Annotated in this window: 11 protein-coding genes; 10 read left to right on the forward strand and 1 reads right to left on the reverse strand. The window is 49.7% G+C overall.

Annotation, left to right across the window (positions count from 1 at the left end; genetic code table 11):
- Window positions 1–311: 311 nt before the first annotated feature.
- From QL223_RS06040 to QL223_RS06075, 8 genes are all read left to right on the forward strand, one after another.
- On the forward strand, window positions 312–1,091 hold the full coding sequence (locus QL223_RS06040; protein ID WP_002542161.1) for a gamma-glutamyl-gamma-aminobutyrate hydrolase family protein: 780 nt from the start codon (window positions 312–314) through the stop codon (window positions 1,089–1,091).
- Complete coding sequence (locus tag QL223_RS06045) at window positions 1,078–2,424, forward strand: glutamine synthetase family protein (RefSeq protein ID WP_002542163.1); 1,347 nt, start codon at window positions 1,078–1,080, stop codon at window positions 2,422–2,424. Before QL223_RS06040 ends, QL223_RS06045 begins: the two co-directional genes overlap by 14 nt.
- Before the next feature lie 95 nt (window positions 2,425–2,519).
- Window positions 2,520–3,908, forward strand: a complete 1,389-nt coding sequence (locus QL223_RS06050) for an aspartate aminotransferase family protein (protein WP_281544191.1) — start codon at window positions 2,520–2,522, stop codon at window positions 3,906–3,908.
- A 148-nt stretch (window positions 3,909–4,056) separates the two neighbouring features.
- Complete coding sequence (locus QL223_RS06055; protein WP_281544192.1) at window positions 4,057–5,157, forward strand: polyamine ABC transporter substrate-binding protein; 1,101 nt, start codon at window positions 4,057–4,059, stop codon at window positions 5,155–5,157.
- Between the two features lie 72 nt (window positions 5,158–5,229).
- Window positions 5,230–6,354, forward strand: a complete 1,125-nt coding sequence (gene potA, locus QL223_RS06060) for a polyamine ABC transporter ATP-binding protein (protein ID WP_281544193.1) — start codon at window positions 5,230–5,232, stop codon at window positions 6,352–6,354.
- Between the two features lie 62 nt (window positions 6,355–6,416).
- Window positions 6,417–7,304: an ABC transporter permease subunit gene (locus tag QL223_RS06065; protein WP_152442427.1), complete on the forward strand. Its 888-nt coding sequence runs from the start codon at window positions 6,417–6,419 to the stop codon at window positions 7,302–7,304.
- Window positions 7,301–8,140: an ABC transporter permease subunit gene (locus QL223_RS06070; RefSeq protein WP_002542171.1), complete on the forward strand. Its 840-nt coding sequence runs from the start codon at window positions 7,301–7,303 to the stop codon at window positions 8,138–8,140. The genes QL223_RS06065 and QL223_RS06070 overlap by 4 nt, the downstream gene beginning before the upstream one ends.
- Before the next feature lie 124 nt (window positions 8,141–8,264).
- The gene (locus tag QL223_RS06075; protein WP_281544273.1) at window positions 8,265–9,491 is read left to right on the forward strand and encodes an FAD-binding oxidoreductase; all 1,227 of its coding nucleotides are present in this window, start codon (window positions 8,265–8,267) and stop codon (window positions 9,489–9,491) included.
- 221 nt (window positions 9,492–9,712) lie between these two features.
- Here QL223_RS06075 and QL223_RS06080 read toward each other — a convergent pair whose 3' ends face one another.
- Window positions 9,713–10,261, reverse strand: a complete 549-nt coding sequence (locus tag QL223_RS06080; RefSeq protein ID WP_002542174.1) for a cupin domain-containing protein — start codon at window positions 10,259–10,261, stop codon at window positions 9,713–9,715.
- A 348-nt stretch (window positions 10,262–10,609) separates the two neighbouring features.
- On the opposite strand from QL223_RS06080, the gene QL223_RS06085 reads away from it, so the two are divergent.
- Together QL223_RS06085 and QL223_RS06090 are read left to right on the forward strand one after the other, a co-directional pair.
- Window positions 10,610–11,914 (forward strand): FAD-binding oxidoreductase, encoded by a 1,305-nt coding sequence (locus tag QL223_RS06085; RefSeq protein WP_281544194.1) that lies wholly within the window; start codon window positions 10,610–10,612, stop codon window positions 11,912–11,914.
- 140 nt (window positions 11,915–12,054) lie between these two features.
- On the forward strand, window positions 12,055–13,275 hold the full coding sequence (locus QL223_RS06090; protein WP_281544195.1) for a bifunctional alpha/beta hydrolase/OsmC family protein: 1,221 nt from the start codon (window positions 12,055–12,057) through the stop codon (window positions 13,273–13,275).
- Window positions 13,276–13,298 lie beyond the last annotated feature (23 nt).

A 13,298-nucleotide genomic window follows, 5' to 3' on the forward strand; every position in this document is an offset into this window, starting at 1 on the left:
AACACCTACCTGAATGTAAATTATATCAATCACCTCTATGTGTAGTTCTGAGTGAATAGTAAAGCCTTGATTATGTCAACAGCGTTTCACGTCACAAAACCTCTGTTTTTACTGCAAATCAATACGATAAGCCTCGAAACTTCATGGGTTTAATAATGTTAATGAAATGATAAATAATTCGTGCGTTTTTGTTGTGCGTGTCACTTGCGTAATTTATTTTTAACGTGTAGCGTGAAAAAAAACGAACGCATAGCATACTGATAGTAGGTAGCGATTTGCTTTGTGATTCGGTAGTCAATGCAGAGGAAGATATGGAAGACTCAACTATCCCAATGATTGGCGTGACAGGGTGTACCTCTCAGCTGGGTCTGCATCCTTTCCATATTGTTGGCGATAAGTACGTCAGGAGTGTGGCTGACACTTTTGGGGGTTGCCCAATGGTGATCCCTGCGTTGGGCAAAGCTTTGCCCATGAAACGCGTTTTAGCTTCACTCGACGGGATACTCTTCACAGGATCTCCATCAAACATTGAGCCTCATCATTACAAAGGCTCACCGAGCGAAGCGGGCACAGATCATGACCCAGCCCGGGACGCCACCACCTTACCCCTCCTTGCATTAGCCATAGAAATGGGCGTCCCCGTTTTAGCGATTTGCCGCGGCTTTCAGGAAATGAACGTGGTCATGGGGGGAAGCCTGCATCAAAAACTTCATGAGGTGGGCGGATTTATCGAACATCGCGAAGACAAAACCGCTGCGGTAGATATTCAATACGGCATTTCTCACACCGTAAACATCGAACCCGGGGGGCTTCTCTACGAGGCTTGGGGTCGCACCTCTGCTGACGTGAACTCTGTCCATACTCAGGGCATAGACAGATTAGGCAAAGGACTGCGACCAGAAGCGTACGCCCCGGACGGACTGATAGAGGCAGTCTCTGTCATCGATGCAAAAAACTTCGCCTTAGGAGTTCAGTGGCATCCTGAGTGGAAAGTCACAAAAAATCCTTTTTATTCAGCTATCTTCGATATGTTTGGGGAAGCCTGCCGAATAAGGGCGAATCAGCGTGAGAAAGAATATGGACAAGCTTAAGAAGTGGTTGAAAGAAAACGAGATTACGGAAGTTGAGTGCGTTGTCAGTGACTTATCCGGCATTGCTCGCGGAAAGATCGCACCTGTCGATAAGTTCATTAACGAAGGCGAAATGCGTCTGCCAGAGAGTGTTTTACTGCAAACAGTGACGGGCGACTATGTGGATGATGACATCTATTACGCCTTGCTGGATGAGGCAGACATTGACTTCATCTGTAAGCCGGATGAAGACGCCGTCTACCTGCTTCCATGGACGATTGAGAAAACCGCTCAAATCATTCATGACACCTTCGACAAAATGGGGAACCCCATTGAACTGACACCGCGTAACGTGTTGAAGAAGGTGCTGAAGCTCTACGAAGAGAAGGGTTGGAAACCGGTTGTTGCACCGGAAATGGAGTTTTATCTAACAGCTCGGTGCGAAGATCCTGACTTACCGCTTGAGCCGCCGATTGGCCGTTCTGGACGTATGGAGACAGGTCGCCAGTCTTTTTCTATTGATGCTGCCAACGAATTCGATCCGCTGTTTGAAGACATGTACGAATGGTGTGAAACGCAAGGGCTTGCCATTGATACCTTGATCCACGAAGAAGGCGTCGCTCAGATGGAAATCAACTTCCGTCATGGCGATCCTTTGGTGCTGGCAGATCAGGTGTTCCTGTTCAAGCGCACGCTGCGTGAAGCCGCGCTCAAGCATCAGGTGGTGGCGACCTTTATGTCTAAGCCAATCACTGATGAGCCGGGCAGTGCGATGCACCTTCACCAGAGCATCGTTGATGTGAAAACCGGTAAAAACATTTTCACCAATGAAGACGGTACCAGCTCACCACTCTTTTATGGGCATATTGCTGGCCTTCAGCAGTTCATTCCGGAAATGCTTCCTATGTTCGCCCCGAACGTAAACTCATTCCGTCGCTTCCTGCCAGATACCTCAGCACCGGTAAATGTGGAGTGGGGCGAAGAAAACCGCACTTGTGGCTTGCGTGTGCCGAGCTGTTCTCCTCAGGCGCGTCGTGTAGAAAACCGCTTGCCGGGGGCGGATGCTAACTGTTACCTCGCCATTGCCGCCAGTCTTTTGTGTGGTTACATCGGTATGGAGCGTGGTTTGAAACCAACGCCCCCTGTACAGGGACGTGGCTATGAGCTGCGCAGCCCGGCGCTGCCTTACACCTTAGAAGGCGCATTGGAGCGCATGGAACAGTGTGATGAGGTTGCAGAGTATTTAGGGGAGTCCTTTGCTCGTGGCTACATCGCGGTGAAGCGCAAAGAGCAGGAGAACTTCAAACGTGTCATCAGTTCCTGGGAGCGGGAGTTCCTGTTGCTCACTGTGTAATGTGAGGACGGTCAGACTCGTTTAGTCATTGTTTTACAAGGGAGACAACCAAGACGGTTGCCAATGTTTCAAACTTCAAGGATGTGGAGGTCAGAATGACACACGTCGTACAACACCCAGACACCCAAACGCTACAGGCATTGGATAATGCGCATTATCTTCACCCATTCAGCGATCATAAAACGCTGAGGGAAAAGGGAGCGCGTATGATTGTTCGCGCTCAGGGCGTGTATATCTGGGACAGTGACGGCAACCGTATTCTTGATGGTATGGCTGGACTATGGTGCACCAACATTGGTTATGGCGAGAAACGTCTGGCTGATGCTGCCCACAAGCAAATGCTGGAATTGCCTTATTACAACAGCTTTTTCCAGTGTGCCCATCCACCTGTGGTTGAGTTGGCTAAAGAGATTGCTGAACTCGCACCGGATCACATGAATCAAGTGTTCTTTACTGGCTCAGGTTCAGAATCCAATGACACGGTTCTGCGTATGGTTCGCCATTACTGGACGCTGAAAGGTCAGCCGGAAAAATTCACTATCATTGGCCGCCATAACGGTTACCACGGCTCCACGGTAGCAGGGGCAAGTCTGGGTGGCATGAAAGCCATGCACAAGCAAGGCGGCCTTCCAATTCCAGGTATTCACCATATTCCGCAGCCTTATTGGTTTGGCGAGGGTGGGGACTTAACGCCTGAAGAATTTGGTGTGAAAGCGGCACAGGAATTGGAAAAAGCCATTCTGGAGATTGGTGAAGACAATGTCGCGGCCTTTATCGCTGAACCCGTCCAAGGTGCTGGTGGCGTAGTCATTCCGCCTTCAACCTACTGGCCGGAAATCAATCGTATTCTGGCGAAGTACGACATCCTGATGATTGCTGATGAAGTGATTTGTGGTTTTGGCCGCACCGGTGAATGGTTCGGTAGCCAGACATTCGATATCAAACCGGACTTTATGCCAATTGCGAAAGGCATGACCTCCGGATATATCCCAATGGGCGGCGTGATTGTCAGCGACCGCGTTGCCAATGCTTTTGAAGAAAAAGGCGGTGATTTCAATCACGGATACACCTACTCCGGTCATCCGGTAGCAGCAGCTGTTGCACTGGAAAACCTCAAAGTGATGAAAGAGAGAAATCTGGTTCAGTATGTGAAGGAAGATATTGGACCTTACCTGCAATCCCAATGGCAAACGCTGGCTGAGCACCCCCTGGTGGGCGAAGCGCGCGGTGTTGGGTTGGTGGCGGCGATTGAATTGGTGCAAGACAAAGCCACCCGCAAACGCTTTGATGAAGAAGTCGGCATTGGCGAAGTTTGTCGTGATATCAGCGTGGAGAACGGCCTTGTAATGCGTGCGTGTGGCGACACCATGATCATCAGCCCGCCGCTAGTGATCACCCACGCAGAGGTGGATGAACTGATCCACAAGGCCAAGCTGGCATTGGATTTAACGCTGCAGGCACTTAAGGACAAGGGCGCGCTTTAGCCTGGAAAGAATTGAAATTCTGTCGGCACTCAAGGTCTACAGACCCTGATGCTGGCAAACCATCAAAACCAGAGTCAAAGATTGGTTCTGGTTTGGACATTGGAATGTAGTAACGACCTCGATAGGACTCGGGTCAAAAGGAGAAAACATGAAGATGGTAATCCGCAACAAAGTTTCTGCCGTCGTGTTGGCAGGATTGATGGTTTCAACCGGGCTACAGGCTGAAGAAATCCTTCGAATTTACAATTGGAGTGACTATATCGCGGAAGACACGATAGAAAACTTCGAGAAAGAGACTGGCATCAAGGTCACCTATGATGTTTACGACAGCAATGACGTGCTGGAAGCCAAGCTGCTGTCGGGTAACTCGGGTTATGATTTGGTTGTCCCTTCGAATAACTTCCTCGCTAAACAAATCAAAGCGGGTGCTTTCCAGCCTCTGGATAAGAGTCTTTTGACCAACAGTGGCAATCTGGATCCGAAACTGATGAAGCGCTTGGAAATGGCTGACCCGGGTAACCAATACGCGATTCCCTACATGTGGGGCACGAATGGCATTGGCTACAACGTCGATAAAGTGAAAGAGCGTTTGGGCGATGATATTCCAGAAAACAAGCTGGATTTGCTGCTGGACCCTAAATACGCAGCCAAACTACAGGATTGCGGCATTGCCGTCGTGGATTCTGCGGATGAGGTGATGCCTCAGGTGCTGCAATACATCGGCAAAGATCCTAACTCCACCAAGAAAGGCGATTACAAAGAAGCGGGGGAAGTGCTGGCGAAAGTCCGTCCTTACGTGACTTACTTCCATTCATCCCGCTACATCACAGACCTTGCCAATGGCGATATCTGTCTCGCTTATGGCTTCTCTGGTGACATCTTCCAGGCGGCTTATCGTGCAGAAGAGGCGGGTAACGGTCAGGTGATTGATTATTCCATTCCAAGCAAAGGCGCGCAGCTTTGGTTCGACATGATGGCAATTCCAGCTGACGCCAAAAATGCCAAAAACGCCCATGCATTTATGAATTACATTCTGCGTCCAGAAGTGATTGCACCAATCACTGACTACGTGGCGTATGCAAACCCGAACCCAGCATCTAACAAGCTGGTGGATCCGGAAGTGCTCAACAACCCGTCTATTTACCCTCCTCAAGAAGTGATGGACAAACTCTTTGTCTCTGAAGTGCTTCCACTGAAAATCAGCCGCACGTCCAACCGAACCTGGACGCGCATGAAAACCGGCCAGTAATGGCTTCGTCAGGGAGCTGAAATGTCAGCTCCCTGTTTTCGTGTGTTCCGGGGCAGTCACAGGGAGGAAGAGATGGTGACCAGCAACCCTAATGGCAACGGCGCGAAGAAGCCGGAGCTGTTGAGAATCGATCGTGTCAGCAAGCTGTTCGGGGATGTCCGCGCGGTTGATGATGTTTCCTTAACGATTGAGAAAGGTGAGATTTTTTCTTTACTCGGTGGTTCCGGTTCTGGGAAATCTACCTTGCTTCGTATATTGGCGGGTTTTGAAACCCCGTCGAGCGGACGTATCTATCTCGATGGGGAAGACATTACCGACATGGCGCCCTATGACAGACCCATCAACATGATGTTTCAGTCTTACGCTTTGTTTCCGCATATGACGGTTGAACAGAATATTGCGTTTGGTCTCAAGCAGGACAAGCTCAAGAAAGCCGATATTCAGGATCGGGTTAAAGAGATGCTGAAGTTGGTGCACATGGAGCAATACGCCAAGCGTAAGCCGCACCAATTATCAGGTGGTCAGCGTCAGCGCGTAGCGCTGGCTCGATCTTTGGCGAAACGCCCGAAACTCTTACTGCTTGATGAGCCGATGGGCGCATTGGATAAGAAGCTTCGTAACCAGATGCAGCTGGAAGTGGTAGATATTCTTGAGCGTGTTGGCGTGACCTGTGTGATGGTGACCCACGATCAGGAAGAAGCCATGACGATGGCAGGGCGCATAGCCATTATGCATGAAGGCTGGATTGCCCAAACTGGCACACCCACAGATATTTACGAGTCGCCAAACAGCTGCATGATTGCCGAATTCATTGGTTCGGTGAACCTGTTTGAAGGCGAAATCGTGGTGGATGAAACTGATCACTGTGTCATTTCGTCCAGCGACACAGCGCAACAAATCTACGTGGGGCACGGTGTGGCAACCAACGTGGAAGACAGAAAAGTGTGGTTAGCAGTTCGCCCTGAAAAAGCTTTTATTAGCCGAGAGCAACCGGACGGTGAATATAATTGGTCGAAGGGCACAGTACATGACATCGCCTACCTTGGTGGTACTTCCATGTACTACGTGAAGTTACCGAGCAACAAAGTGGTGATGTGCAGTATGGCCAATGTTTCCCGCCATCAGGATCGCCCCACTTGGGATGACGAGGTGTTCATCAGCTGGGAGGCCACCGGTGGTGTGGTATTACGCGTATGACGACCTTGACGAACTCCCAGACGAAAACGCCAGCACCAAGCAAAGCACCGCATAAAAATAAGATGTTGTTTCCCAAGGGACGGCACATCACCATGGGTATTCCTTACCTGTGGCTGCTGCTCTTTTTTGCTGTGCCATTCCTTATCGTTTTCAAAATCAGTTTTTCGATGGCTGCGTTGGCAATCCCTCCTTACGAAGCCATTGTCGCTTATGTTGATGAAGTCATCGAAATTACCCTGAATCTCGAGAACTATTTGCGGATTCTGGATGATGATCTCTATTACCTTGCCTATCTGAGTTCGGTAAAAATCGCCTTTGTATCAACGCTAGGCTGTTTGCTTTTGGGTTATCCCATGGCTTATGCCATTGCACGTGCCCCGGCAAGAATGCAGACCGTATTGTTACTGCTGATCATGTTGCCTTCCTGGACCTCTTTCCTGATCCGCGTGTATGCCTGGATGGGGCTACTTAGCAACACAGGGATCATCAACAACACCCTGATGTGGCTGGGCGTGATTTCCGATCCGATCCAGATCCTCAATACCAACACTGCGGTCTACATTGGTATTGTTTATACCTACCTGCCATTTATGGTGCTTCCGCTATACGCCAATCTAGTGAAGCTGGATGGCAGCTTGCTAGAAGCGGCTGCAGATTTGGGTTCACGCAACTTCAACACCTTCTGGAAAGTGACCTTGCCGCTGTCGAAAGGCGGCATTATTGCGGGCTCAATGCTGGTGTTTATCCCTGTGGTGGGTGAAGTGGTGATCCCAGAACTTCTGGGCGGCCCAGAAACTCTGATGATAGGCAAAGTGCTGTGGCAGGAATTCTTCAATAACCGTGACTGGCCCGTCGCCTCAGCGTTGGCGATAGTGATGCTGCTTCTACTCATTATCCCTATCACGCTGTTCCATCACTATCAGTCCAAGGACATGGAGGCTGACCGATGAAACGCTGGCAATTTTCGACGGTCATGCTTTGGGTAGGTTTGGTTTTCCTCTATCTGCCCATGCTGATCCTGGTGATTTATTCTTTCAACGCATCCAAGCTGGTCACCGTCTGGGGTGGTTTTTCGCCCAAATGGTATGCCGAGCTGTTCAAAGACGAGCAAATCCTGCAGGCGGTTTGGACCAGCCTTCGCATTGCTTTCTACAGTTCTACCATGGCGGTGATTATCGGTACGCTGGCAGCCTTTGTGATGACGCGGTTTAGACGTTCATGGGGACGGTTAACACTCTCCAATATGATCACCGCACCGCTCGTCATGCCGGATGTGATTATCGGTCTATCCTTGCTGCTTCTGTTTGTGCAGATGGGGGAACTGTTTGGTTGGCCTGCCGAGCGAGGCATGACCACGGTATGGATCGCGCACTCTACTTTCTGTGCTGCTTATGTCGCAGTGGTGGTCTCTTCAAGACTAAGGGAACTGGATTTTTCGATTGAAGAGGCAGGTATGGATTTAGGTGCGACACCGTTTAAAGTCTTCTTCGTTATCACGGTACCCATGATTGCCCCTGCGCTGGTGGCAGGATGGCTGCTGAGCTTCAGTCTTTCCCTTGATGATCTGGTTATCGCGAGCTTCGTCTCTGGGCCAGGTTCTACCACGTTGCCTATGGTGGTCTTTTCTTCTGTCAGGCTTGGGGTTTCACCGAAAATCAATGCACTTGCCACCATCATCATTTTGGTTGTGTCGCTGTTTGCGTTTTTGTCCTGGTACGTGGCGCGTCGCGCAGAGCAAAAATCGCTGGAAGACATGAAGCGCCTTAACCAAGAGCTTCAGGAATAGGATTGTCATCATGGAACAAGTCAGTTCGATTCAGAACCAACAAAATCAGTCTCAACACACCAGACAGGAAGCCAGTCAGGCTCATGCACCTTCTTATTACGCTGCATCAGCCAATCCTTCTCCGATGCGAGAAGTGCTGAATGCAGAAATCACGACTGATATTTGCATTGTCGGTGCTGGTTATACGGGTCTTTCATCAGCGCTGCATTTGCTGGAAGCCGGCTTTAACGTTGTGGTGTTGGAAGCGGCCAAAGTCGGGTGGGGCGCTTCTGGCCGTAACGGCGGGCAGATTGTGAATAGCTTCAGCCGTGACATTGATGTGATTGAGAAAACCGTCGGTAAGGAAAAAATTGGTCTTTTTGGTGAAATGGCTTTTGAAGGCGGGAAGATCATCCGTGAGCGCGTTGAGAAATACAACATCCACTGTGATCTGAAAAATGGCGGTGTGTTTGCTGCGTTGAATGACAAGCAAATGCAGGAGCTGGAACATCAAAAGGCGCTGTGGGAAAAATACGGCAATACCCAACTCGAAATGCTGAATGACAGCGACATCCGTTGTGTGGTGGATACGGAGCGCTATGTTGGCGGATTGCTGGATAAATCTGGCGGGCATATCCACCCACTTAACCTTGCGCTGGGAGAAGCCGCTGCGGTTGAAAGTTTGGGTGGGAAAATCTACGAACATTCGCCAGTGGTGAACATTGAACGCGGCGAACCGGCAAAAGTGATAACAGAGCAGGGCTCTGTCACCGCCTCTTTCGTTATCGTGGCAGGCAATGCTTACCTCGGTAACCTGATGCCAGAGCTTCGTGCCAAGTCTATGCCCTGTGGAACACAGGTGATTGCCACTGAGCCACTGACCGATCAGCAGGCGAAAAGTTTGCTGCCGCAGGATTACTGCGTGGAGGACTGTAACTATCTTCTTGATTACTTCAGGCTGTCTGGTGACAAACGGCTGATATATGGCGGTGGTGTCGTTTACGGTGCGCGGGATCCGGCTGATATAGACGCTATTATCCGCCCAAAGATGCTGAATACCTTTCCGCAGCTTAGCGGTGTGAAAATTGACCACCGCTGGACGGGCAATTTCCTGCTGACCCTATCGCGCTTACCGCAAGTGGGACGTATCGGTAACAATATTTATTACTCACAAGGCTGCAGTGGTCACGGTGTCACTTATACCCATCTGGCAGGCAGATTAATGTCGGAAGTGCTGAAAGGGCAGGCGGAGCGATTTGATGCTTTTGCCAACTTACCGCACTTGCCGTTCCCCGGTGGACACATGCTGAGTGTGCCGTTTTCAGCGCTGGGAGCATGGTATTACTCAGTCAGGGACAAGTTCGGCATTTAATACCAATCGTAGTAAATATCTGCTCATCCTAGCTTGTTAAAATGCTCGATAACTGCGTTGGAAAATTTGACCGTAGAATAACTACTTATCGAAATTTGCCGCCTTGTTCTCGAGCATTTTTCCTGCGCTATTTCTGATCAGCTACCTACTGTGATTGGTATAACGGGAAAACAAAAACGCCCGGTTCGTCTCCCGGGCGTTCTTTCAACTTGGTCGATGGCTTAGAAATTCGCTGGCGTTGTTGCGCTAAACAGACGGCAAGTGGCATCGAATGGGTTGGCAAAACGATGCGGACGGTTACTGTCGAAGTAATAGCTGTCGCCGACTTCCAGAACGAAAATATCGTCACCGACAGTCAGTTCGAGCTTACCTTCCACAACCAAACCCGCTTCTTCGCCTTCATGCTGCAGCATTTCCTCGCCGGAGTGCGCGCCTGGTGGATAGGTTTCGGAAAGCACAGAGATAGCGCGGTTTGGGAACTCTTTGCCGATCAGCTTCATCGATACGGAATCATCGCCGATTTCGAGTAGATCCTGTTGGCGATAGATGACAGGCGCTGATTCTGTTTGTCCAATATCGGCAGAGAAGAACTCAACCAAAGACATGGGAATACCAGACAAAACTTTCTTCAGCGAACTGACAGATGGACTGACGCTGTTTTTCTCAATCATCGAGATGGTACTGTTGGTTACGCCTGCGCGTTTAGCGAGTTCGCGTTGCGATAGTCCGCGACTTTTTCTAACGGCTTTAAGGTTTGCACCAATGTCCAATGTTCGATTCTCCCTGCTTTGACTGGGTTTTGTTAGTTAGCTTCAGTCACTGTAATAGATTTTGAACAAGCGATCCTACTTCCATAAGGCGAGTAATCAAGTATTTTGTGATGACTTCGTCATTATGTAAAAAATATAAACCACAAATTTGCAATGTATTATGCACTTTATTGATCAACGCCTTTTCTCGGTGGTCACTTACAGCTCGGCCTTTAGAAGGCGGCTTTAGCTTTGTTAAGTATCTTGAGCTGATAGTGATAACCTGACCACACCGTACAATTTTTGCTTCACCCCCCGAAGGAAAATACGGTAGTCTTTGTTAATTATATTTTACAAAGGATGTAAAGCATGGCGCATACTCCATCGAATCTTCCCCATACTTCTTCTTATTACGCAGCCACTGCGAAATACCCGCAGCGTTATCCAGCTTTGACGGAATCAATCAGTGTGGATGTGTGTATTGTCGGTGGTGGATTCAGCGGCATAAACAGTGCGATTGAGCTGGCTCAACGTGGTTATTCCGTGGCTGTGCTGGAAGCCAACAAGATTGGATGGGGGGCGTCAGGCCGCAATGGTGGCGAGTTGATCCGTGGTATTGGCCATGGCATCGAGCAGTTCACTAATCAAATAGGTAAAGAAGGTGTCGCCGCCATCAGTCAGATGGGTTTGGAAGCAGTGCAGATCGTCAAAGATCGTGTAGATGAGTTCAGCATCGATTGCGATCTCGCCATGGGATATTGCGATCTGGCGATGAAACCCTCTCACATGAAAGAGCTTCAGGAAGATTTTGATGATCTGAGCGCAAACCAGTATCCCCATGAAATCCGCATGCTCGAAAAAGCAGATCTTGCGGAAGTGATTGGGTCTGACCGTTACATCGGCGGCATGCTGGATATGGGCAGTGGTCATTTACATCCTCTGAACTTGGTGACAGGTGAAGCGGCAGCTGCTGCTGGTCTGGGCGTCCAGCTTTTCGAAGACAGTGCTGCGACGGAAATCATCAAGGGCCAAAAGCCCATCGTGAAAACGGCGCAAGGGCAAGTAACTTGCAACTATCTGCTATTGGCAGGTAACGCGTATATCGGCCACAAACTGGAACCTTATATAGGTGGGAAGGTGCTTCCAGCAGGTAGTTACATCATCGCCACTGAAACACTGTCAGACGAACAAGTCGCCAGCACCATACCAAAGAACATGGCGTTTGCTGACCTCAGCATCGCGCTTGATTACTACCACCTCTCCGGCGACAACCGATTACTGTTCGGTGGGCTGTGTACTTATTCCGGAAAAGATCCGAAAGACATTACGGGAGCCTTGCTGCCAAATCTTGAGCGGGTTTTCCCGCAGCTGAAAGGTGTTGGCATTGATTTCGAATGGGGCGGCATGATTGGCATTGGTGCGAACCGTTTACCTCAAATTGGTCGGTTGCCGGATGCCCCGAATATCTTCTTCGCACAGGCGTATTCCGGTCACGGTGTGAATGCTACTCACATGGCAGGCAAAGTCATCGCAGAAGCGATCTCAGGTACCGCAGAGCGCTTTGATGTGTTCGCCAAGGTGAAACATATGACCTTTCCTGGTGGGCCTCTGTTGCGTTCGCCTTTGTTGGCGATCGGCATGACTTATCACCGTTTGAAAGAAGCACTGCAATAAACCTCATACTTAAATCATCCGTTTAAAGCGTCTCAAGCTTAAGCCTGAGGCGCTTTGTTATCTTTTATGCCCTGTTCCGGTCATGTCTGTGAATGTTAGCGTGAGCTAAATGACGCGAATCAAATAACCGGGAGACGGAAATGGCAGGGAAAAGAAACAAAGTTACCTTCCTAAGCAATGGACTTGAGTTGGCTGGGATGTTGGAGACACCAGAGCAAAATGCGAGAGGCTATGCCTTGTTTGCACATTGCTTTACTTGTGGAAAAGATGTGGCGGCGGCTTCCCGTATTTCACGCGCTTTAGTGAACATCGGCTTTGCGGTCTTTCGCTTTGACTTTACGGGCTTGGGCGGCAGTGACGGTGATTTCGCCAATACCAACTTTTCTTCCAACGTTGATGATTTGGTCGCAGCGGCAGATTTCCTGCGCGATAACTATGAAGCGCCACTGCTGCTGATTGGTCACAGTCTGGGTGGCCGCGCGGTGCTGTCGGCGGCACATCGCATTCCAGAAGTCTCAGCGGTGGCGACCATTGGCGCGCCAGCAGATGCTGAACATGTGTCTAAACAGTTTGCGGCTCACGTGGAGCAAATTGAGGCTGAAGGTGAAGCAGAGCTTTCTTTGGCTGGCCGTCCTTTCACGATCAAGAAACAGTTCCTTGATGATATCCGCGCCGACAATGACGATATCGAAAACCTGCGTGTACCGCTGCTGGTGATGCATTCCCCAATCGATAACATCGTGCTGATTAAAGAAGCCGAGAAAATCTACACCCGCGCTAAGCATCCTAAGAGCTTTGTGACGCTGGATTCTGCCGATCACTTGCTGACCAACAAAAACGATGCTCAGTATGTGGCTGAGCTTATCGCGGCCTGGTCACACCGCTACATCGACAGGGCAGCACCGGTCAAAGAGGCAGAAGAAGGTGTGAAACGTGGTGAGGTGCTGGTGCATGAGCACAACAAACAGTTTACCCGTACCATCCAAACAGACCATCACCAGTGGTTTGCCGATGAACCTGTCGATTACAGCGGCGATAATCTAGGACCAGATCCTTACGAACATGTGCTGGCTGGATTGGGTGCGTGTACTTCCATGACGCTGCGTATGTACGCTAATCGTAAAAAGCTGCCGTTGGATGATGTAAAAGTGACCCTGTCGCACAGTCGTCAGCACGGTGAGGATTGCGAGCACTGTGATGAAAACAACGCGAAGGTCGAGGTCATGTCCCGTGAAATCGAGTTGTTCGGTGATCTAACCGATGACGAGCGTCAGCGTTTATTGGAAATTGCCGATAAGTGTCCGGTACATAAAACGCTGGAAGGCAAGATTGTTATCACTACCGAACTGAAAGATAAATAAGACTGCTTCAGTGAATGTAAAAG

It is taken from the genome of Grimontia sp. SpTr1 (assembly GCF_947387585.1).
Classification (GTDB): Bacteria; Pseudomonadota; Gammaproteobacteria; order Enterobacterales; family Vibrionaceae; genus Enterovibrio; species Enterovibrio indicus.